This is a genomic window from Enterobacter cloacae complex sp. P15RS (genome assembly GCF_014895905.1).
Taxonomy (GTDB): domain Bacteria; phylum Pseudomonadota; class Gammaproteobacteria; order Enterobacterales; family Enterobacteriaceae; genus Enterobacter; species Enterobacter quasihormaechei.
This window is the reverse complement of sequence record NZ_JADBQL010000026.1, coordinates 11,686-33,473: the sequence shown is the minus strand read 5'-3', so window position 1 is coordinate 33,473 and position 21,788 is coordinate 11,686. Positions and strand designations below refer to the sequence as shown.

The 21,788-nt window shown below is 54.9% G+C and carries 22 protein-coding genes, 1 pseudogene and 1 riboswitch; of the genes and pseudogenes, 11 read left to right on the top strand and 12 right to left on the bottom strand.

What is annotated here, in order from left to right:
- The first annotated feature begins 122 nt into the window (after positions 1 to 122).
- Positions 123 to 1,004, top strand: a complete 882-nt coding sequence (gene htpX / locus IM267_RS16670; protein WP_063868480.1) for a protease HtpX — start codon at positions 123 to 125, stop codon at positions 1,002 to 1,004.
- A gap of 52 nt (positions 1,005 to 1,056) precedes the next feature.
- Here htpX and IM267_RS16665 read toward each other — a convergent pair whose 3' ends face one another.
- Positions 1,057 to 2,430 (bottom strand): MFS transporter, encoded by a 1,374-nt coding sequence (locus tag IM267_RS16665; RefSeq protein WP_193033844.1) that lies wholly within the window; start codon positions 2,428 to 2,430, stop codon positions 1,057 to 1,059.
- A 178-nt stretch (positions 2,431 to 2,608) separates the two neighbouring features.
- Here IM267_RS16665 and kdgR point away from each other — a divergent pair, with 178 nt between their 5' ends.
- Positions 2,609 to 3,400: a DNA-binding transcriptional regulator KdgR gene (gene kdgR, locus IM267_RS16660; protein ID WP_063449625.1), complete on the top strand. Its 792-nt coding sequence runs from the start codon at positions 2,609 to 2,611 to the stop codon at positions 3,398 to 3,400.
- A 64-nt stretch (positions 3,401 to 3,464) separates the two neighbouring features.
- On the opposite strand, the gene IM267_RS16655 is transcribed toward kdgR, so the two are convergent.
- Positions 3,465 to 3,704, bottom strand: a complete 240-nt coding sequence (locus IM267_RS16655; RefSeq protein ID WP_063449624.1) for a YobH family protein — start codon at positions 3,702 to 3,704, stop codon at positions 3,465 to 3,467.
- A 160-nt stretch (positions 3,705 to 3,864) separates the two neighbouring features.
- On the opposite strand from IM267_RS16655, the gene mgrB reads away from it, so the two are divergent.
- The 6 genes and pseudogenes from mgrB to rlmA all read left to right on the top strand — a co-directional run bounded on the left by mgrB (position 3,865) and on the right by rlmA (position 8,224).
- Positions 3,865 to 4,008, top strand: a complete 144-nt coding sequence (mgrB, locus tag IM267_RS16650; protein WP_063868482.1) for a PhoP/PhoQ regulator MgrB — start codon at positions 3,865 to 3,867, stop codon at positions 4,006 to 4,008.
- A gap of 74 nt (positions 4,009 to 4,082) precedes the next feature.
- Complete coding sequence (locus IM267_RS16645) at positions 4,083 to 4,370, top strand: YebO family protein (protein WP_107535549.1); 288 nt, start codon at positions 4,083 to 4,085, stop codon at positions 4,368 to 4,370.
- Between the two features lie 670 nt (positions 4,371 to 5,040).
- Positions 5,041 to 5,185 (top strand): annotated as a pseudogene (locus IM267_RS16640) (DUF2627 domain-containing protein).
- 12 nt (positions 5,186 to 5,197) lie between these two features.
- Positions 5,198 to 5,407, top strand: a complete 210-nt coding sequence (gene cspE, locus IM267_RS16635; protein WP_001062678.1) for a transcription antiterminator/RNA stability regulator CspE — start codon at positions 5,198 to 5,200, stop codon at positions 5,405 to 5,407.
- Positions 5,408 to 5,623: 216 nt separating this feature from the next.
- Positions 5,624 to 7,369 (top strand): peptidoglycan glycosyltransferase FtsI, encoded by a 1,746-nt coding sequence (ftsI, locus tag IM267_RS16630; RefSeq protein ID WP_063868484.1) that lies wholly within the window; start codon positions 5,624 to 5,626, stop codon positions 7,367 to 7,369.
- 39 nt (positions 7,370 to 7,408) lie between these two features.
- The gene (rlmA, locus tag IM267_RS16625) at positions 7,409 to 8,224 is read left to right on the top strand and encodes a 23S rRNA (guanine(745)-N(1))-methyltransferase (RefSeq protein ID WP_193033843.1); all 816 of its coding nucleotides are present in this window, start codon (positions 7,409 to 7,411) and stop codon (positions 8,222 to 8,224) included.
- Here rlmA and mntP read toward each other — a convergent pair.
- From mntP to manX, 5 genes are all read right to left on the bottom strand, one after another.
- Positions 8,221 to 8,787, bottom strand: coding sequence for a manganese efflux pump MntP (gene mntP, locus IM267_RS16620; protein ID WP_063449661.1), 567 nt, complete (start codon positions 8,785 to 8,787; stop codon positions 8,221 to 8,223). The two genes, rlmA and mntP, sit on opposite strands and share 4 nt — an antisense overlap.
- A 10-nt stretch (positions 8,788 to 8,797) precedes the next feature.
- Positions 8,798 to 8,986: riboswitch (yybP-ykoY riboswitch) on the bottom strand.
- A 198-nt stretch (positions 8,987 to 9,184) separates the two neighbouring features.
- Entirely contained in the window at positions 9,185 to 9,643 is a 459-nt protein-coding gene (locus IM267_RS16615) for a DUF986 family protein (protein WP_063449620.1), read from the bottom strand.
- A gap of 54 nt (positions 9,644 to 9,697) precedes the next feature.
- Positions 9,698 to 10,549 (bottom strand): PTS mannose transporter subunit IID, encoded by an 852-nt coding sequence (locus IM267_RS16610; protein ID WP_006810994.1) that lies wholly within the window; start codon positions 10,547 to 10,549, stop codon positions 9,698 to 9,700.
- 12 nt (positions 10,550 to 10,561) lie between these two features.
- Positions 10,562 to 11,362: a PTS mannose transporter subunit IIC gene (manY, locus tag IM267_RS16605; protein WP_063868486.1), complete on the bottom strand. Its 801-nt coding sequence runs from the start codon at positions 11,360 to 11,362 to the stop codon at positions 10,562 to 10,564.
- A gap of 47 nt (positions 11,363 to 11,409) precedes the next feature.
- Positions 11,410 to 12,372, bottom strand: a complete 963-nt coding sequence (gene manX / locus IM267_RS16600; protein ID WP_063868487.1) for a PTS mannose transporter subunit IIAB — start codon at positions 12,370 to 12,372, stop codon at positions 11,410 to 11,412.
- Positions 12,373 to 12,835: 463 nt separating this feature from the next.
- On the opposite strand from manX, the gene yoaE reads away from it, so the two are divergent.
- On the top strand, positions 12,836 to 14,395 hold the full coding sequence (yoaE, locus tag IM267_RS16595; RefSeq protein WP_063449617.1) for a CNNM family cation transport protein YoaE: 1,560 nt from the start codon (positions 12,836 to 12,838) through the stop codon (positions 14,393 to 14,395).
- A 6-nt stretch (positions 14,396 to 14,401) separates the two neighbouring features.
- Here yoaE and IM267_RS16590 read toward each other — a convergent pair whose 3' ends face one another.
- The 4 genes from IM267_RS16590 to pabB form a co-directional block, all read right to left on the bottom strand.
- The gene (locus IM267_RS16590) at positions 14,402 to 16,000 is read right to left on the bottom strand and encodes an EAL domain-containing protein (RefSeq protein WP_193033842.1); all 1,599 of its coding nucleotides are present in this window, start codon (positions 15,998 to 16,000) and stop codon (positions 14,402 to 14,404) included.
- Positions 16,001 to 16,129: 129 nt separating this feature from the next.
- Positions 16,130 to 17,494, bottom strand: coding sequence for an L-serine ammonia-lyase (sdaA, locus tag IM267_RS16585; protein ID WP_047354210.1), 1,365 nt, complete (start codon positions 17,492 to 17,494; stop codon positions 16,130 to 16,132).
- Positions 17,495 to 17,678: 184 nt separating this feature from the next.
- Entirely contained in the window at positions 17,679 to 18,257 is a 579-nt protein-coding gene (locus IM267_RS16580) for a CoA pyrophosphatase (protein ID WP_063868489.1), read from the bottom strand.
- Positions 18,254 to 19,588 (bottom strand): aminodeoxychorismate synthase component 1, encoded by a 1,335-nt coding sequence (gene pabB, locus IM267_RS16575; protein WP_107535545.1) that lies wholly within the window; start codon positions 19,586 to 19,588, stop codon positions 18,254 to 18,256. The genes IM267_RS16580 and pabB overlap by 4 nt, the downstream gene beginning before the upstream one ends.
- A 61-nt stretch (positions 19,589 to 19,649) precedes the next feature.
- Between pabB and IM267_RS16570 the strand changes: the two genes are divergently transcribed.
- Complete coding sequence (locus IM267_RS16570; protein ID WP_003859925.1) at positions 19,650 to 19,832, top strand: YoaH family protein; 183 nt, start codon at positions 19,650 to 19,652, stop codon at positions 19,830 to 19,832.
- A gap of 5 nt (positions 19,833 to 19,837) precedes the next feature.
- On the opposite strand, the gene IM267_RS16565 is transcribed toward IM267_RS16570, so the two are convergent.
- Positions 19,838 to 20,182, bottom strand: coding sequence for a RidA family protein (locus IM267_RS16565; protein ID WP_003859927.1), 345 nt, complete (start codon positions 20,180 to 20,182; stop codon positions 19,838 to 19,840).
- Positions 20,183 to 20,315: 133 nt separating this feature from the next.
- On the opposite strand from IM267_RS16565, the gene IM267_RS16560 reads away from it, so the two are divergent.
- Positions 20,316 to 21,788: ATP-dependent DNA helicase (locus IM267_RS16560; RefSeq protein ID WP_321206337.1), on the top strand; the 1,473-nt coding region annotated here is incomplete at its 3' end.

The window sequence follows — 21,788 nt, the reverse complement described above, 5'->3', positions numbered from 1 at the left end:
TTGTGTAAAGTTGTGTCTTTCTGGTGACTTACGCCGTCTGGATGCTTGAAAATACCCGCAATACCCATACGATGTGGGTAATCGCATAGTGCGTTTTGTTAAACTGAGGTTAAAAGAATATTATGATGCGAATCGCGCTCTTCCTGCTCACCAACCTTGCGGTTATGGTGGTATTCGGGCTGGTGCTAAGCCTGACGGGAATTCAGTCGAGCAGCGTTCAGGGTCTGTTGATTATGGCGCTGCTGTTTGGTTTCGGTGGCTCTTTCATTTCACTGCTGATGTCGAAGTGGATGGCACTGAAATCCGTGGGCGGTGAGGTTATCGAGCAGCCGCGTAACGATATGGAACAGTGGCTGGTGAGCACGGTTGCTCAGCAGTCAAAGCAGGCGGGCATTGCCATGCCGCAGGTGGCGATCTACCACGCGCCGGATATTAACGCATTTGCTACCGGTGCGCGTCGTGACGCGTCCCTGGTGGCCGTCAGTACCGGTCTGCTGCAAAACATGAGCCGTGACGAAGCGGAAGCGGTTATTGCTCACGAGATCAGCCACATCGCCAACGGCGATATGGTCACCATGACCCTGATCCAGGGCGTGGTGAACACCTTCGTTATCTTTATTTCCCGTATTCTGGCGCAAATCGCTGCCGGGTTTATGGGCGGCAACCGTGATGAGGGTGAAGAGAGCAACGGCAACCCGCTGATCTATTTTGCTGTTTCGATGGTGCTGGAACTGGTGTTCGGTATCCTGGCAAGCATCATTACCATGTGGTTCTCCCGTCACCGTGAGTTTCATGCGGATGCCGGTTCAGCGAAACTGGTTGGTCGTGAGAAGATGATTGCGGCGCTGCAACGTCTGAAAACCAGCTACGAGCCGCAGGAAGCGAACAGCATGATGGCCTTCTGCATCAACGGTAAATCTAAGTCGCTGAGCGAGCTGTTTATGTCTCACCCGCCGCTGGATAAACGTATCGAAGCGCTGCGTAGCGGTGAATACCTGAAGTAATACCAGCCGCATGAATACAAACCGGGCAGGAGAACCTCTCCGCCCGGTTTTTTTATGCCTGCGCCTTCGGCTGGGTGATACGAAGCCCGCTGACGACAGCCGCGAGGGTTGCCAGCGTCCCAGCGGTGATCAGCGCAACGTGTGTCGCATTCTGCCCGGCAAGGTTAAAAATCAACGCCACCAGTGCGGCCCCGGTACTTTGCCCTAATAGCCGTGCCGTCCCCAGCATTCCGCTGGCACCACCGCTGCGATGGCGTGGGGCAGAGGTGATAATCGTGTGGTTATTCGGTGACTGGAACAGACCAAAACCTGCACCGCACAGGATCATGCGCCAGATAATATCCAGGTCCCCCGGCGAGGAGGGCAATAACGCCAGCGCAAACAGTCCCACTGCCATGACTACCAGCCCGATAGCCCCCAGCAGTCCGGCGTGAACTCGCTCAATAAGATACCCGGCCAGCGGGGCCATCACCATGGTTGCCAGAGGCCAGGGCGTGAGCAGCAAGCCCGTTTCCACTTCCGAACGACCAATCACGCTCTGTAAAAAGAACGGCAGCGCGACCAGCGCCAGCATCTGGGCGCAAAATGAGCAAATTGAAGTGCAAATGGAGAGCGAGAACAGCGGTATACGCAGCAAATCTACCGGCAGTAACGGCACGGGGAGCGCCAGCTGGCGTCGTACAAAGAAAAAGCCGATAACAAGCAGGGCAACGATTTCTGCGGCAATGAGCATTAGCGACTGCCCCTGCGCAAATCCGCTCAGCGCGGTGATCAGCAGGCCAAAGGTCAGCGCGTTCATCACGGCGCTGGGCAGGTCGAAGCGTGGCGTGGTGCTTTTCGGACCATTTTCCGGGAGATAGCGCAGGGCGAAGAAAATAGCCACGATGCCAAGGGGCACGTTGATGGCAAACAGCCACTGCCACGAGGCGACAGACAGAATGGCAGCGGCAATCGTCGGCCCGGCGGCAGACGACACGGCGACAATAAAGGAGTTAATGCCCATGCCGCGTCCAAGGTGGCGATGAGGGTAGATAAGCCGAATCAGGGCCGTATTCACGCTCATCAGCGCCGCGCCCCCAAAGCCCTGAGCGATACGCGCCAGAGTGAGGGTGTGCAGCGAATCGGATAGGGCACAGAAGAGCGAGGTGAGGGTAAAGACCACCAGCCCGCACTGGTAAACCCGGCGATAGCCAAACATATCGCCGAGGAAAGAGAGTGACAGGAGGGAAATCACAATCGCGATCTGGTACGCGTTCACAATCCAGATGGAGCTTGCGGGAGACGCATTAAGATCTTTTGCAATGGTAGGAAGAGCAACGTTGGCAATCGCACCGTCAAGGACGGCCATCGAAATGCCGATGACAACAGTGGCAATTGCCCCGTACCGCTGCGGTAAGGGCAGGCCATCAGAAACGTTTTTTTGCATGGGAAAAAAATGACTCAGCGTGAAATTATTTTCAGGGTAACTATTTTAGCACCGTTATTTCGGTTTTATGTCGCAGATTTGTAACGAAGTAAAGCCAGATAGATTGCAGCACGCATCACACGAATTTATAATAAAAACCGGTTCTGATTTTTATAAAACACTCTCCATGAGGTGATAAATGGCAATCGCAGATTTGGATAAGCAGCCAGATTCTGTTTCTTCCGTGCTGAAGGTGTTTGGCATCTTGCAGGCGCTCGGAGAAGAGCGTGAAATTGGTATTACAGAGTTGTCTCAGCGTGTGATGATGTCGAAAAGCACCGTTTATCGCTTTTTGCAGACGATGAAATCATTGGGTTATGTCGCGCAGGAAGGAGAATCAGAAAAATATTCTCTGACCCTGAAGCTGTTTGAACTGGGCGCTCGTGCCTTGCAAAACGTGGATCTGATCCGCAGCGCGGATATTCAGATGCGTGAACTTTCACGGCTGACGAAAGAGACAATTCACCTCGGCGCACTGGATGAAGACAGCATTGTTTACATCCACAAAATTGATTCCATGTACAACCTGCGCATGTATTCACGCATCGGTCGCCGTAACCCGCTCTACAGTACCGCAATTGGTAAAGTGCTGCTGGCCTGGCGCGATCGCGAAGAGGTGAAGCAAATCCTTGACGGCGTGGAATACAAGCGTAGTACTGACCGTACTATCACCAGTACGGATGAACTGCTGAGCGTGCTGGATAGCGTACGCGAGCAGGGCTACGGGGAAGATAACGAAGAGCAGGAAGAAGGGCTGCGCTGCATCGGTGTGCCGGTGTTTGACCGCTTCGGCGTTGTCATTGCGGGCCTGAGCATCTCGTTCCCGACGCTGCGTTTCTCCGAAGAGCGTCTTCATGAGTATGTGGCAATTCTGCATACCGCAGCGCGCAAAATTTCAGAGCAGATGGGCTATAACGACTACCCGTTCTGATCGATGCCGCCAGTAAAAAACGCCGCACTTTTGCGGCGTTTTTGCAGATTGAGTTCAACGCTGATTAGCCGTTATCAACCACGACAGAGGACTTACGCAGTACGGGACAGTTGCTTAGCCCGATGATCCCGCTGTCTGAATGGATGTACTGCGCCGTGCTTACCCCCTGGGCGGTGAGATATTTACACTGAATACCCAAACCCGCGGCATTTTCTTTGCTTCCCATTAATACGCCATACCCACTTAACAGCAGGCCTATCCACACAAGTGCCAGTACAATTACCGTACGAACGAGTAAACGCATCGATGCCTCTTTTTTCTTTGTTGTCATGGAGTAAGCGTAACGGGTTTACGCAGTGAAACAAGTGCACGATTCCGAAAAGAGTCAGTTGAAGGTACAGTTAGCCCCTGTTTAAGATAGCCGTGATAACCTGGCTACATCAGGTCATAAGACGGAGTGTGGAGTGAAAAAAATACGCTGGGTAATTCTGGTTATAGTGTTGATAGCATGCGTGGTGCTGTGGACGCAGACTATCAATGTGATGTGCGATCAGGATGTACAGTTCTTTAGCGGCATTTGTTCAATCAATAAGTTTATCCCCTGGTAGACGTCATTTTTACGCTGAGCGATGTTCTTACGTGGCGGCAGTGGTAAAATAGCGGTTTTTACTGAGGTGGTGAAATGGGTGAGTTACTGAATTCGGGGCTGCTGAGCATTGCATCCCTGGTAATGGCGTTGGTTGTGCTGGCTGTTGGCCTGGTACTGTGGTTCTTCGTTAACCGCGCCAGTTCCCGCACAAACGAACAAATTGAGCTGCTGGAAGCGTTGCTGGATCAGCAGAAAAGGCAGAATGCGTTGCTGCGTCGTTTGTGCGAAGCCAACGAACCGGAAGCGAAAGCGATACCGAAGGACGCTACTGCTCCGCAACAAGACGAGGAAGACTTCATTCGCCTGGTAGCCGAACGATAGTCTGCCCGGATCGGGGAGGTGGCCTGAGCGTACGGCGTAAATCTCCTCCCTTATCACGTTTTTCCCGCAACATCCCCGCAAAGAATTAAGCAGTAGTTAACTCTTGTTTCAGTGCACTGAAAACTGGCGAATATTTATCCTTATTTAACAAATACCGTTTCGTTGAATAAATAGTGTGCTTTAACTCGCCAAAAGTGTTTTATTTTTATCGAAACGTTTTGCTTGCCTTCTTTTGAGGCAGAGTCATAAAAATTTCATTATTTTGGTGCAGAATAACGCTTATTAAATGGTGGATTTTAATACAGTTAGCAATAGCTGATTAACTTTTTATATTCACTGTCACACGTTGGTGCGTTGCATTGTTTTCAGCATAACTTTTCACAAAAAGTTCTAACTCAGTCATTCCTTTAAAGAAAAGTAGGGTTTGGGATGGACGCTTTGAAATGATTGAGCTATGTTTAAAAAGTCTTTGATTACAGGGCGCGTCAAGGCACTCTGTAGGCCGTTAGATCAGGTGGCGCTTCATTTGACAATACGCATAACCGTGCAGATTGTTCTGGAGTAACACGTGAATTTGTGCGGCGGATCGAGACACGTTTAAAAATGGCTTGCCATATTAAACGTTGTGTGTGATAACACGTTTTGGGTCAAACGAGGTACAGTTCTGTTTATGTGTGGCATTTTCAGTAAAGAAGTCCTGAGTAAACACGTTGTCGTTGAATACCGCTTCTCTGCCGAACCTTATATTAGTGCCTCAAGCAGTAATGTCTCAGTTTTATCTATGTCAAAGCCTGCGGGCTAAGAAAACACTCTAAGGAATTTTGCAAATGGCAAAGATTAAAGGTCAAGTTAAGTGGTTCAACGAATCTAAAGGTTTTGGTTTCATTACTCCTGCTGACGGCAGCAAAGACGTGTTCGTACACTTCTCTGCAATCCAGGGTAACGGCTTCAAAACTCTGGCTGAAGGCCAGAACGTTGAGTTCGAAATTCAGGACGGCCAGAAAGGCCCAGCTGCGGTTAACGTAACTGCTATCTGATCGAATCACTGCTGACTGAAGCGCCAGGCGCTTCGCTCTCAGACATAAGCCTCGCCGATGCGGGGCTTTTTTATTCGCTTATTTTTCAAAATATTACGTAATCCACCTCTGTTAGTATCTTGTTGCAAACCCGTGAGGTTATTAGCATTCTTTTCCCGTCTTATTATCCGTTTTTCTCGTTAAATCAGGGCGTTGATCAATAGCCCTGGGGTTAAGGTGAAAAAAAAGACAATAACGACCACCGGAAACTTTACGCCGGCACGTTTTGCACTTCTGTGTCTCGCCATCTTTTGTAGCCTCGCGTTTCTGCTGGGCCGCGTGGCGTGGCTACAAATTATCAAACCGGATAATCTGGTGAAGCAGGAGGATATGCGCTCCCTGCGCGAAGTGGCGATAGATGCCCCGCGTGGAATGATTGTTGACCGTGAAGGGCGTCCCCTTGCGGTAAGCGTACCCGTGCAGGCCGTCTGGGCCGATCCCAAAACCGTGCTGGAAAAAGGGGGCGTCGGGTTTGATTCGCGCTGGCAGGCTCTGGCAAATGCCTTACACCTTTCTCTGAGCACGCTCGCATCCCGGATTAACAGCAACCCGCACGGGCGATTCATTTATCTTGCCCGTCAGGTTGATCCCTCCCAGGCAAAGTGGATCGATAAGCTGCGTCTTCCCGGTATTAACCTTCGCGATGAGTCCCGCCGCTTTTATCCCGCCGGACACGTGGCGGCTAACCTGATTGGCTTCACGAACATTGATGGTCAGGGTATTGAGGGCGTCGAGAAAAGTTTCAACACCCAGCTCACCGGGAAAGCAGGCGTGCGGCTGGTCAGGAAAGATCGCTATGGACATGTGGTGGAGAACCTCACTGAGGTGGCCCCCGTTCCTGCCCACAATATCCAGCTAAGTATTGATGAACGCCTGCAAACCATCACCGAAGACGCGCTGGATAATGCCGTGGCGTGGAACAAAGCCGAGTCAGGCGCGTCGGTACTGATTAATATCCAGACGGGCGAAATACTGGCGATGGCCAGCTTCCCGGACTTCAACCCCAACAATCGGGAAGGGGCAACGCTGGATGATTTTCGCAATCGCGCGATCAGCGACACCTTTGAACCGGGCTCGACCGTTAAGCCTCTGGTGTTGATGACGGCGCTACAGCAGGGGCTGGTTCAGCCTGACAGCGTGATAGACACGCATCCCTACACTATTGATGGGCATCGTATTCGCGACGTGGGCTACTATCCGGAACTGACGATGACCGGGATCCTGCAAAAGTCCAGCGACACGGGCGTATCCCGTCTTTCGCTGGCGATGCCCGTGCAACGGTTACTGGATACCTATAAGCACTTTGGGTTTGGCGAGAGTACCGGGCTTGGCTTAACGGGGGAAAGCGCTGGCTTACTGCCACAGCGAAAATTCTGGAGCCAGTTAGACCGGGCGACCTTTGCATTCGGCTATGGCCTGATGGTCACCCCCCTCCAGCTGGCGCATGTGTATGCCACCATCGGCAGCTATGGTATTGAACGGCCTCTGTCCATTACCCGTATCGATCCGCCGGTGATCGGCAAACGGGTGATGCCCGAGGAAATTGTTCACGAGGTGGAACACATGATGGAGAGCGTCGCGTTACCCGGCGGTGGCGGGATCAAAGCAGCGGTGCGTAACTATCGCGTGGCGATTAAAACCGGGACGGCCAAAAAAATCGATGAACACGGTAAGTATGTGGATAAATACGTCGCCTACACTGCGGGCGTTGCGCCCGCCAGCGATCCCCGTTTTGCACTGGTGGTGGTGATCAACGACCCGAAAAACGGCGCCTACTACGGCGGGGCCGTTTCTGCGCCCGTTTTCAGCGAAATTATGGGGAACGTACTGCGTCTGGAAAACGTAAAGCCTGATGGGCTGCCGGCAGATTCTGACCATCTGATTGTGATGCGTCACCCAGCCGTTTATAACCCTGGCGAATAGCGGTACACTTCGCCTTTTGGTTTACGCCCTGGAGTTGTCATGTCTTTCAGCTGTCCCCTTTGCCACGCGCCGCTGACGCGCGCGGAGAAAACGTTTATCTGTCCACAGGGACATCAGTTTGACAGGGCGAAAGAGGGCTATGTGAATCTTCTGCCTGTACAGCACAAGCGCTCCCGGGACCCGGGCGACAGCGCGGAGATGATGCAGGCCCGCCGGGCGTTTCTCGATGCCGGGCACTATCAACCGCTCAGGGATTGTGTCGTCGACTTACTCGGTAACTGTCTGACAGAAGGCGCATCCGCCATGCTGGATATCGGCTGTGGCGAAGGCTACTACACCGCAACGTTTGCAGACGTGGCGGCTGAGAAGGGCGCCGAAACGTACGGCCTGGACGTATCGAAAGTGGCAATCCGTGCGGCAGCAAAACGCTATTCCGCGGTGACGTTCTGCGTGGCCTCCAGCCACCGTCTGCCGTTTGAGGAGGCGAGCATGGACGCCGTGGTGCGTATCTACGCGCCGTGCAAGGCAGAGGAGCTGGCGCGCGTGGTTAAGCCCGGCGGGTGGGTTATCACCGTTACGCCTGGGCCCCGTCATCTGCTGGAGCTGAAAGGGCTGATCTATGATGAAGTGCACCTGCATGCGCCTCACTCAGAACAGCTGGCGGGCTTTGCGTTAAAGCAGGAGCTGTCGGTGGCGTATGAAATGACGTTACAGGGAAGCGAAGCCGTGGCGTTACTGCAAATGACGCCGTTTGCGTGGCGGGCAAAACCCGCGGTGTGGGAAACGCTGGCAGCGCAGACAGAATTTCGCTGCCAGACAGATTTCAGCATCCATTGCTGGCAGCGCGAAGGTTAACCCGCGAAGTGTGCCCAGAGGATTTGGGCACCAATCCCGATCAACACGATACCGCCCAAAATTTCGGCTCGTTTACCCAGCAGCGGGCCAATGAACCGGCCAACCATCATCCCCAGCGTTGACATGATAAGCGTCGCGCAGCCAATCGCCAGCGCGGTGGCGATAATATTGACCTGCAAAAACGCCAGACCGACACCGACGGCCATGGCGTCCAGGCTGGTTGCGATAGCGGTGGTCACCAGAAGCCAGAAGCCGTGGCGGTGCAGCGGCGCGTCATCTTCATCGCTGTTGCCCCGCAAACCTTCAATCACCATCCGGCCGCCGAGAAAGACCAGCAGCACGAAGGCAATCCAGTGGTTCCACTCCAGCACAAACTGGCTGGCGAGCATCCCCAGACCCCATCCGATAAGCGGCGTCAGCGTTTCGATAGCGCCAAAGATAAGACCGGTACGCAGGGCTTCGGAAAATTTAGGTTTATGGAGGGTGGCACCTTTACCGATAGAGGCGGCAAATGCGTCCATTGACATGCCAAAGGCCAGGAGGATCGTAGCGGAGATATTCATAAGCGCGTCCAGACCGGGGATATCCATATGACACATCACTGCCCCCAGTAAACAGCAGTTGATGTATCTATGGTCTCGCCTGATCCCTTTGGCACAGTAAGTGCTGAAAGCGATCCGTACGCGCCACGTTTTTCAACGAGTATGTTGACACGTACATTTCCTGAAGGCAGGAAATCGGCTACTCCCCAACGACGGGCGCAACCTTAACATATTTTGAGAATATAAAACAACAGTCAGAAAGGCTTAATTCAGGGACTGCGTTGATAACGATTTTCATTTAGATTTATGCGTGAAAATATCGTTAAGAAATATAAGCTATTTAACGGGGAAGATATAGCATCGGCTATATTACGAACAAAAAAATTACGCAATATATAGCCGAAGCTATAATATTAAATCATTGAGTTTTAACGAGTAATCTGTAGATCTTTTCCAGGTCATCAATATTTTTAACCCGAATGAGCAGGCGGCGTTGTTCTAATTGCATCACCAGCACCCCGTCCTCGGATAAATTCATCTCTTTAATACGGTTATATTCTATCCAGACATTGGCGAAGAAGAATCCCTGTTTTTTAAAAATGAGTTTTGGCGAGCGGATCCAGAACAGGTAAATCGCCATTAATGCCAGCGCACATAATAACCATGTGGTTAATATTGCACCGTGGCTGGTCACGTTATTGTAAATCAGAATGACCACCAGCCCGGCGAAGATGAATGCATCAATGCGTCCACGGCGTAAGAGGGGAAGGGTCAGCAGCGTCTCGCCGTGGCGGCGAGGCATAATGAACTCGTCATAGATCGCGTAAGCCAGAAGGGCAACAATAAACAAAACCAGTACGGTGTCCGTGACAGTCATTCATCCTCCAGATAAAAAGACCGGGGGCAAGCCCCCGGTCGGTAACGCATTTTATTACAGACCCAGCAGGCCGACGGCGTAGCCCGCGATACCGATGACGAAGAAGCCAACGATGATCCACAGCGGGTTCACTTTCTTACGCAGCAGCCACATGCAGGCGAAGGTTAACAGCAGCGGTACCAGGCCCGGCATCAGCTGGTCCAGAATGGTCTGCACGGTGGTAACGCGCGTCTGACCATCCTGACCGGTGATGGTCGATACCACCAGCGGGATGTTCACATGCGTCCACTTGTTAACCAGCGCCCCCATCACAAACAGGCCGAGGATAGACGCCCCCTCAGTCAGTTTTTGCAGGAAGCCGCCGCCCATATCCTTAACGATATCCACCCCTTTACGGTAGCCGTACGCCACGCCGTAGTAACGGGTCAGCAGACGCACCGCGTTAAACAGGATGAAGAACAGCAGCGGACCAAGCAGGCTGCCGCTCATGGCAATACCGGCACCCAGCGCCGCAAACACCGGACGCACGGTTCCCCAGAAGATAGGATCGCCCACGCCTGCCAGCGGCCCCATCAGACCGACTTTGATCCCGTTGATGGCACCATCGTCAATCTCAGCCCCGTTCGCACGCTGCTCTTCCATCGCCAGCGTTACGCCCAGAACAGGCGCCGCGACGTAGGGATGGGTGTTGAAGAATTCCAGGTGACGCTTAATTGCCTGACGGCGCGCTTCGTTGTTTTCCGGATACAGGCGTTTGATTGCCGGCACCATGGAGAAGCAGAAGCCGAGCGCCTGCATACGTTCGAAGTTCCATGAACCCTGAAACAGGTTAGAACGGATGAACACGCCACGAATATCACCCGGAGTGAGTTTTTTCTCAGTGGTAGTTTTTGTCATATCAACCATTTCGCTCACCTGTTAGTCCAGTTCGTTATCGAGATCGTTGTTACCAGCAGCCTGCGCAGGGGCACCCGCGACGCGGTTGTATTTCGGGCTGAGCTGGATATAAAGAATCGCCATCACCGCGCCAATCACGCCCAGCGCAACCAGGTTGAAGTTGGTGAACGCAGCGGTAACGAAGCCGAGGTAGAAGAATGGCATCAGGTAGCCCGCGCGCATCATGTTGATGACCATCGCATAACCGACCACCACGATCATGCCGCCGGCGATGTTCAGACCGCTGGTGACCACTTCAGGGATGGCGTTCAGCATGCTCTGAACTTCGCTGGTCCCCACGGAGATCGCCACGATAACCGCCGGGATCGCGATACGCATCGCTTGCAGGAACAGGGAGGAAACGTGGATCCAGGAGAGCGCCGTAAGGTTACCGTTTTCGGCTGCCTTATCCGCCGCGTGCTGGAAGGCCACGGTGATAGTACGAACGATGATGGTCAGTACCTGGCCCGCAGCGGCCAGTGGGATAGCCAGCGCGATACCGGCACCAATACTCTGGTGACCGGCGATAACCAGAACGGTTGAGATAATGGACGCCAGGGCGGCATCTGGCGCAACGGCTGCACCGATGTTCATCCAGCCGAGGGCGATCATTTCCAGCGTACCACCGATAATGATACCGGTTTTCATGTCACCGAGAACGGCGCCAATCAGCGTACAGGCCACCAGAGGACGGTGGAACTGAAATTCATCAAGTACGGATTCCATACCCGCAATACATGCGACGATGAACACCAGTACAATTTGAAGAGTAGTAATCTCCATTGCACTTCTCCTATTACATAAGCTTTATATGAAAAACCGGCCCGGGCTTATTTCCCCACTTTGCCGATCAAATCCATCATTTTCAGTTTCTGATCCGTGGAAACCTTACGGGCTTCCAGTTCGATACCGCGGGCATTCAGCTTATTGAAGGCCTCAATATCTTTCGCATCGACTGAAATCGCGTTATTGACCTGCGTTTTGCCCTGACGGAATGCCATACCGCCAATGTTAACGGAGGTGATTTTCACGCCGCCTTCAACAAGGCGTTCGACGTCTGTCGGGTTGGTGAAGAGAAGCATCACGCGTTCGCCCGCATATTTCGGGTTGTTGTAAACGCGGATCATTTTGGCGACATCCACGACGTGCGCGGTAACGCCCGGCGGTGCAACCTGGGTAAGAAGTGTTTTGCGGACAGTGTCAGCGGCCACTTCGTCACTGACCACGATAATGCGTTGTACGTTTGTCTCTTTGGTCCAGCGTGTCGCCACCTGGCCGTGGATCAGACGGTCATCAATACGCGCAAGGCCGATAACCATGTAATCGTTCGGACCCATTGGCTTCGCCGGTGCAGCGGCCTTTGGTGCAGCAGGGGCAGGGGCGGGTTTTTCAACCGGCTGTGCTTTCAGCGCCTTAACGCCTTCGCGACCGGTTTCCACCGCCAGCGCCACCAGCTCGTCAAAGCCTGGGTTGTCGTCACGCGCCATCAAGGTTTCCACCAGCATCGGGATATTCACCCCGGCGACGACTTCATAATGCTCTTTATCGACGACAATGCGGCTGGCAGCGTTGAACGGGCTGCCGCCCCATGTATCCACGAGAAACAGCACGCCTTTGCTGGTATCCAGCTTCTCAAGCTGAGCAGTGTATTTTTCAATCAGCGTCTCGGCGTTTTCACCGGGAACGAAATCGATCCAGCCGACGTTTTCCTGCTCGCCCAACAGCATCTCTGCCGTTTTGAGTAACTGCTCCGCAGCCCAACCATGTGTGCCTATGACAATAGCAATGGTCACTTGCTACCTCCTATTATTATCATTTATACGTCTGCCAGGCAGGCGTACTGAGAATCGTATTGGCGAACCGAATCGATTCAGATAAGGGTTAGAGTTCTAAAAAACCAAGACTTCCGCGAATTATTTTAGATAGTGAAAAAATAATTTATGTGATGAAGATCCGTAATTTAGCTACGCATTACAGATTTTTCTAAAAGATAAACCGCGTGTGTTACAGAAGTTTGCAAAGGAACGTAAATCTTTGCTAAATACCAATTGTCTCTGATATGTTTAGCGTCCGTTTAATTATTCAGGAGTATAGGGCTACAGCCCACTATATGGACCGTCACCGACGTCAGTCATCTTCCAGGCCATCCCGCGCCTTATTCACCGGCGATCTTCGCCACGCATCGACTCTCATTTCCTTTGAACTGCCCGAAATCAGCGGGGCACCGTTTTGTCATTCCTTTAGCAGGAGCGTGTCATGGAATTCTTAATGGACCCGTCAATCTGGGTAGGACTGCTTACGCTGGTCGTGCTGGAGATCGTTCTCGGTATTGATAACCTGGTGTTTATCGCCATCCTGGCGGACAAGCTGCCGCCGAAACAGCGTGACAAAGCCCGTCTGATCGGCCTCTCGCTGGCGCTGATCATGCGACTGGGCCTGCTGTCCGTGATCTCGTGGATGGTTACGCTGACGAAGCCGCTGTTCACCGTGATGGATTTCACCTTCTCCGGTCGCGATTTGATCATGCTGGTGGGGGGGCTTTTCCTGCTGTTCAAAGCCACAACGGAGCTGCATGAACGGCTGGAAAACCGGCAGCACGACGGTGGACACGGTAAAGGCTATGCCAGCTTCTGGGTCGTTGTTCTTCAGATTGTGGTGCTTGATGCGGTCTTCTCGCTGGATGCGGTGATTACGGCGGTCGGCATGGTGAACCATCTGCCGGTGATGATGGCGGCGGTTGTGATTGCGATGGCGGTAATGCTGCTGGCCTCGAAGCCGCTGACGCGTTTCGTCAACCAGCACCCGACGGTAGTGGTGCTGTGTCTGAGCTTCCTGCTGATGATTGGTCTGAGCCTGGTGGCAGAAGGTTTTGGCTTCCATATTCCGAAAGGCTACCTGTACGCCGCGATTGGCTTCTCGATCTTAATCGAGCTGTTTAACCAGATTGCGCGCCGTAACTTTATTAAGCAGCAGTCGAATCAGCCGCTGCGCGCCCGTACCGCCGATGCGATCCTGCGCCTGATGGGCGGCCGTCGCCAGGTGAACGTGCAGGCGGACAGCGAGAACCGCAACCCGGTTCCGGTGCCGGAAGGCGCGTTTGTGGAAGAAGAACGCTATATGATCAACGGCGTGCTTTCGCTGGCCTCCCGCTCCCTGCGCGGCATTATGACGCCGCGCGGAGAAATCAGCTGGGTGGATGCCAACCTGAGCGTCGACGAAATTCGTCAGCAGCTGCTCTCCTCGCCGCACAGCCTGTTCCCGGTCTGTCGGGGCGAGCTGGATGAGATCATCGGCGTGGTGCGCGCGAAAGAGATGCTCGTGGCGCTGGAAGAGGGCGTCAACGTCGAGGCCGTTGCGGCCGCGTCGCCTGCCATCGTGGTGCCGGAGACGCTGGATCCGATTAACCTGCTGGGCGTGCTGCGTCGTGCCCGCGGCAGTTTTGTTATCGTCACCAACGAATTTGGTGTGGTACAGGGTCTGGTCACGCCGCTTGACGTGCTGGAAGCGATCGCAGGTGAATTCCCCGATGCGGATGAAACGCCGGAAATCGTTGCCGACGGTGACGGCTGGCTGGTGAAAGGTACCACCGATCTGCACGCGCTCTCGCACACGCTGGGCGTTGAAAACGTAGTCAATGACGATGAAGACATCGCCACCGTGGCGGGGCTGGTGATTGCCGTTAACGGACAGATCCCGCGTGTCGGGGATGTGCTGGAGCTGCCGCCGCTGCAAATTACCATCGTTGAAGCCAACGACTATCGCGTTGATATGGTGCGTATTGTTAAAGAGCAGTCTGCACACGACGAAGAAGAGTAACGCTTGCTAGCGTAACGGCAATAACGGCACGATGTGTCCATTGTGACGGGCTGGCGGAGAGGCACTTTCCGCCAGCCATGTCGGGAACTCCCGCAGCGGCATCGGTCGCGCATACAAGAACCCCTGCAAAATGTGTACGCTGTGACGGCGCAAATAGCGTGACTGCTCCTCGGTTTCAACCCCTTCCGCAACCAGTTCTATATTCAGCCGCTGGCCCAGCGCAATAATGATATCCGTGACCGTTGAGTTCACGGCGTCGGTGCCGATCGCGGTGGTGAAGGATTTATCAATTTTCAGCACGTCCGGACGCAGCTTTTCAAGCCACGAAAGTGAGCTATTGCCGGTACCAAAATCATCAATCGCAAGTTTCACCCCTTTACGGTGCAGCTCGCGCACGATGCGGTAATCCACATCAAGCAACGCATCGCGTTCAGTTAACTCCACAATCAGCTGCTGAACCGGATTGGCGTTAAACCAGATGCGGTTGAGATCCCGGATCAGCGCAGCGCGGCGAAAATGGCTGGCGGCCACGTTAATGCCGATATGGAAATCGCGCGAGGCCGGGAAATAGCCTATCTGCCGCACCGTTTCGCTGATGACGTAGCGGGTAAGCGGAACAATCAGGTTATGTTCTTCGGCCAGAGGGATAAAGACATCGGGTGAGATCCATCCCTGACGCGGGTTATTCCAGCGCAGAAGGATCTCGACGCCGACGCACTCCCGCGTGCGGGCATTCATCAGCGGCTGGCAGAAGAGTTCAAACTCCCGGGCGGCAATCCCCATATTGATTTCCCAGGTGAAACTGATGCGCCGCGCCGTGGCGAGCCAGACGATATAGCCCATCAGTAAGCTGAGCATCAGCGCCAGCGGCAGCTGAGTGGGCAGATTCCTCAACGCCATTTCGCCTGGCCCCGGGCCGCTGACCGTGACGCTAAAGGGGTACCGCTGTGACGACTGTTCCAGCAGGGAGGCGTGTTCATCGAAGGTCAGCGTATTCGTGACCTGTTGCCCGTCGCGGAGAAAATTTTCGCCCACCTTGAGGACAACGTCGGTAATCAGCGGCCGCTGCGGCTCAAGGATCATTTTGGTGATGAGATCGATATTCACCACCTCCATCACCCCATCCTTGCTCCGGCCCGCCACGGGGGACCACTGGATCAGCACCGGGCTGCCCTTTAACAGCCACCGGTCGGTCAATAACAGCAGCCTGGGATCGCTCGCCGGCAGTATCGGGTGAAATTCGCTGACGGGAACATTACGAATGCCGAACACGCTTGAACAATACAGCGTGCCGTCTTTTACAAGGGCGATTGAGCGTACGGTTTGCAGAATCGCCGCCTGTTTTCGCAGGACAAGATTCACCCCGGAACAGGGTTCACCCACCAGCGCGATGAGGGTTTCACGGTGGGTTTCCAGGGACATCAGCACCTTGTCCAGCGCGCGGACGGTGCTCTGAGCAAAGTCCTGGATCCGATCCTGATTTATGTTGCGCTGTGAAATAAAGCGAATGCCCAACGTCAGGACGAGCGTCATGAGCGCAACCGTGACGCAGACGATAACGCGTTTTCGGCGATAGTCTTTAATGATCGTTTGTGCATTTTGCATGAACGGTCGCCTGTTAAGCACCGGCCGGAAGAGCCAGACGCAACAGTGACAGTGTAGTGGGGATTACGTGAAGCGACGAGACGAGAGGAGAAAATTCGCCCATCCGTTGTGGATGGGCGAAAGGAAGGCTTAGTCGCACTGCACCTTAATGGCCAGACCACCGCGGGAGGTCTCGCGGTACTTCGCATTCATGTCCTTGCCGGTTTCGTACATGGTTTCGATAACCTTATCCAGCGACACGCGGGGCTCGCTGGTGCGGCGCATCGCCATGCGTGAGGCGTTGATCGCCTTAACGGAGGCGATGGCGTTACGCTCAATGCACGGCACCTGCACCTGGCCGGCAACCGGGTCACAGGTCAGACCGAGGTTATGCTCCATGCCGATTTCCGCCGCCACGCAAACCTGCTCAGGGCTTGCGCCCAGCAGCTCCGCCAGTCCCGCTGCCGCCATAGAGCAGGCAACGCCCACTTCACCCTGACAGCCCACTTCCGCACCGGAGATAGAGGCATTCATTTTGTACAGCGCGCCGATGGCGCCTGCCGCGAGGAAATAACGGATGTAGATGTCCGGCGTGACGGGCTCGATAAAGTGATCGTAGTAGGCCAGCACCGCCGGAACGATACCGCAGGCGCCGTTGGTCGGCGCGGTCACCACGCGGCCCCCTGCGGCGTTCTCTTCGTTCACCGCCAGAGCAAACATGTTCACCCAGTCAACCACGTTCATCGGGTCGTTGGAGAATTTGTCCGTGGTGACCAGCATACGGCGCAGCGCGGATGCACGACGCGGCACGCGCAACGGGCCCGGCAGAACGCCTTCGGTGTTCATACCACGATCGATACAGGCGCGCATGGTTTGCCATACGTTAGCAAAATAGTCTTCGATCTCTTTTTTGCTGTGCAGCGCCAGCTCGTTCTTCATCACCATGCCGGAGAGGGACAGACCGGTCTCTTTGCAGTAGCCCAGCATTTCGGTGGCGGATTTGAACGGATAGGGCACATTGACGTCGCCCGCGCTCTCTTTACCAAAGTGTTCTTCGTCAACGATGAAGCCACCGCCGATGGAGTAGTAGGTTTTGCTGTATATCTCTTTTTCGCCGCTCCAGGCGTGGATGGTCATGCCGTTTTCGTGCAGCGGCAGGTTGTCGCTGCGAAAACGCATCCCGTCATCCTGCGGGAAGTCAACTTCATGCTGACCGTTAGCCAGCAGCAGGCGTCCGCGCGTTTCCACGTCGCGGATAAATGCCGGAATGGCATCAATATCAACAGTGTCCGGCATGTTGCCCGCCAGACCCATAATAATGGCGATATCGGTGTGGTGGCCTTTACCCGTTAATGACAGTGAACCGTAAACGTCTACGGCGACACGGGTAACGCTTTCCAGTAATCCTTTTTCGACCAGATCATCGACGAACTGTTTACCGGCCTTCATCGGCCCTACAGTGTGGGAAGAGGACGGGCCAATCCCCACTTTGAACATGTCGAATATACTAATCACTTTCACACTCCTGACAGGGTTACTGGGGTTCCAGTAACGATGTTATAACTGCGCATAGTGTAAGAGGGAACACCAACCTCGGCTTAACTATTCACATGAATTAAACTAATGGTTAACGATGGTTTTGCTAATAGCGCGACGCCGATCGCAAACCTGCCAGAAAAGGGTGGAATGTAAAGTATAGTCAAGGCTTCAGGCCGATTTGCAGCGCCAGTTCACGAATAATGCCTGCCGTCATGCCCCAGACAAAATAATGCTGATACCACGATAGCCAGACCCGATGATCGTGTCCGCGACGGTGAATATCCAGCGGGTGATAGCGACCCAGACGAAGGGCCTCTTCAAGCGGCATTTCGAACACAGCTGAAACTTCATCGACGCTGGCGTGATATTGAAGATCGGGCGGAATAATGCCGACCACCGGCGTGACCTGAAAACCGGTGACGCTGTCGACCGGCGGCAGCACGCCAATCACCTCCACCGCTTCCGGGGGGATCGCCACTTCCTCGTGCGCCTCGCGCAGCGCGGCGGCAATCAGGGAAGCATCGGTGCTGTCCACCGCGCCGCCGGGAAACGCAACCTGACCGGCGTGTTTTCGCATATGCGGTGCGCGCTGGGTAAGCAACAGACCCGGCTGTTCACGACGCACTACCGGGATCAGCACCGCCGCCTGACGTTGATTCAACGTGGCGCGGTTGACCTGGGGCCGCAGAAGCTGAAAGCGCGACAAAAAATCATCCAGCGTCAGGTTTTCTTTCTTCACCGTGAGTTCTCCAGTTGTTTCAGGATACGATTCACTTTATCAAACGTTTCCTGATATTCCGCCCCGGCCTGGCTGTCGGCCACTATGCCACCGCCTGCGGAGCAGTACAGATTCCCGTCGCAGGCGGTGAGCGTGCGAATGGTGATGCTGGTGTCCATGGTTCCGCACAGGCTCACATAGCCGATGCTGCCGCACCAGGCGTTGCGTCGATGGGGTTCCAGTTCGTCGATAATCTCCATCGCGCGCACCTTTGGCGCGCCGGTGATGGAACCTCCCGGAAACGCGGCGCGGAGCAGATCGCAGGCGGTGCGCGAGGACGGCAGACGGGCGGTAATGGTGCTGACCAGATGATGCACAGCCGGGAAAGGCTCCACGATAAACAGCTCCGGTACGCGCACGCTGCCCGGCTCGGCGACGCGGCCAATGTCATTGCGCATTAGATCGACAATCATCAGGTTTTCGGCACGATCTTTGGGCGAGGCAGCCAGCTTCTCCGCCTGCTGACGGTCTGCATCCGGATCGGCAAGGCGCGGCAGGGTGCCCTTGATCGGCCTGGTCTGAATCGTCCCTTCCGCCAGATGGATAAAACGCTCGGGCGAAAGGCTGAGGATCGCGCCGCGCTCCAGGCGTATAAACGCGCTGAACGGGGCCTTGTTGCTGGCATTGAGGCGAATAAACGCCTGCCATTCATCCCCCCGGTATGCTGCCTGGAAGCGCTGGGCCAGGTTCACCTGATAGCAGTCGCCGCTTTGCAGATACGCCTGCACGCGGGAGAATTTTTCCGCGTATTCCATCGCGCTCATGTTTGAGCGCCAGCCGGAGGTCAGCATAAACTGATCCGTTACGGCGGGCCGTTGCGCCTCAAGCCAGGCCAGACGCGCCTGCACGTCACGGTGGCTCAGCAGGGATACCGTCTGTTTACGGTGATCCACGATCAGCGCCCAGTCGTACAGCCCCACCGCCATATCCGGCAGGGCAATATCCGCCTGCGCTAACTCGGGCAGCTTTTCGAATCGACGACCCAGATCGTAACCAAACAGCCCCAGCGCGCCCCCCTGGAAAGGAAGGTCCGGGTTCGGCGTGGCGGATAAGCCCAGCGCGTTAATCTCCTGCTGAAGCCGCAGCAGCGGATCGTCCGTTGGCGACAGCTCATCGGTCGTCAACGTTTTCACCGGATCGGCCACCAGAATATCAAAGCGGCTGTAAGGGTGATCCGCATGGCCTGAGTGCAGCAGCATGGCAAAAGGAAGATGGCTCAGACGGGCAAACCAGAACTCGGCGGCGTCCGTACGCCAGGGCAAGGTAATAACAGTGGGGAAGCGCATGTTCATGTATGGCATACTACCGGGCAGCGTGAAATAATTAGCGCGAATAATTTAGCAGGAGTTAACGATGTTTGCAGGTTTACCTTCTCTCAGCCATGACCAACAGCAGAAAGCCGTTGAACGTATTCAGGAGCTGATGTCCCAGGGGATGAGCAGCGGACAGGCGATTTCCCAGGTCGCGGAAGAACTTCGCGCCACCCATACCGGTGAGCGTATCGTGGCGCGTTTTGAGGATGAAGATGAAGAATAACCGGCTTACACTGCCGCGATAATCTTGATCTCAACTTTGTATTCCGGTTTCATCAGCGTGGCCTGTACAGTGCAGCGTACAGGCGCGTGACCCGCCACGACCCACGCATCCCAGGCTTTGTTCATCGCCGCGAAATCGTCTTTATTCGCCAGAAAAATGGTCGCATCCAGAATGCGCGATTTATCGCTGCCCTGTTTTTCCAGCACAGCATCAATTTGCGCCAGGGTGTTCGCCGTCTGCTCGAAGGCGTCCGCGTCCAGATTGGCAGGGACACCGGTGTAGTACAGCGTCTGGTTATGGATCACTACATCAGACCAGCGGGCTTCGGCATCAATGCGCGTAATTGTCATAAACGTATCCTCGTTATCTTTCGTCGTCAGGCGGCAAGACTGCCATAATGTTCCGCCGTCGTCACTATTTGGGGTGGCACCGGAGAGAAGGGGCTGACATAATCCCTGTGCAAAAATACAGTGAGAGAACACCGTGGCAGACGATTTTTCCCCAGAAGGTCAGTTAGCACAGGCTATTCCCGGTTTTAAACCGCGTGAACCCCAGCGTCAGATGGCGCATGCCGTCGCGCACGCTATCGACAAAGCGCAGCCGCTGGTCGTGGAGGCCGGAACCGGTACGGGGAAAACCTACGCTTACCTCGCCCCTGCGCTGCGGGCGAAAAAGAAGGTGATCATCTCTACGGGGTCGAAAGCGCTCCAGGACCAGCTCTACAGCCGCGACTTGCCCACGGTGGCGAAAGCGCTGAAATACAAAGGGCGTCTGGCCCTGCTGAAAGGGCGCTCAAACTACCTGTGCCTGGAGCGTCTTGAACAGCAGGCGCTGGCCGGCGGAGATCTGCCGGTACAAACCCTGAGTGATGTGATCGTCCTGCGCGCCTGGGCCAACCAGACGGAGGAGGGGGACATCAGCACCTGCGCGAGCGTGCCGGAAGACTCCCCGGCCTGGCCGCTGGTGACCAGCACCAACGACAACTGCCTCGGCAGCGACTGCCCGCTGTACAAAGACTGTTTTGTGGTGAAAGCGCGTAAAACAGCGATGGATGCCGACGTGGTGGTGGTGAACCATCACCTGTTTCTTGCGGATATGGTGGTCAAGGACAGTGGATTTGGCGAGCTGATCCCGGAGGCGGAGGTGATGATCTTCGATGAAGCCCATCAGCTTCCGGACATCGCCAGCCAGTATTTTGGCCAGTCGCTCTCCAGCCGTCAGCTTCAGGATCTGGCGAAAGATATCACCATTGCCTATCGCACCGAACTCAAAGATACCCAGCAGTTGCAGAAGTGCGCGGACCGCCTGGCACAATGCGCGCAGGATTTCCGCTTACAGCTTGGCGAGCCGGGCTATCGCGGCAACCTGCGTGAACTGCTGGCAGACAAAAATATCCAGCGCGCGCTGCTGCTGCTCGACGATGCCCTTGAGCTCTGCTACGACGTGGCGAAGCTGTCACTGGGCCGTTCCGCCCTGTTAGACGCTGCCTTTGAACGCGCCACGCTCTATCGCGGGCGGCTGAAACGGCTGAAAGAGATCAACCAGCCGGGGTACAGCTACTGGTACGAATGCACCTCCCGCCACTTCACCCTGGCGCTGACGCCGCTGACCGTTGCCGATAAATTCAAAGAGGTGATGGCGCAAAAGCCCGGCACCTGGGTCTTTACCTCGGCCACGCTGTCGGTGAATGACGATCTGCATCACTTTACCGAGCGCCTCGGCATTGAGCAGGCTGAATCTCTGCTTCTGCCGAGCCCGTTTGACTACGAAAAACAGGCGCTGCTGTGCGTGCCGCGCAATCTGCCGCTGCCTAACCAGCCGGGGGCCGCGCGCCATCTGGCGGCCATGCTGAAGCCGATGATTGAGGCCAACAACGGGCGTTGTTTCATGCTGTGTACATCCCACGCCATGATGCGCGATTTGGCCGAGCAGTTCCGCGCCACCATGACGCTGCCG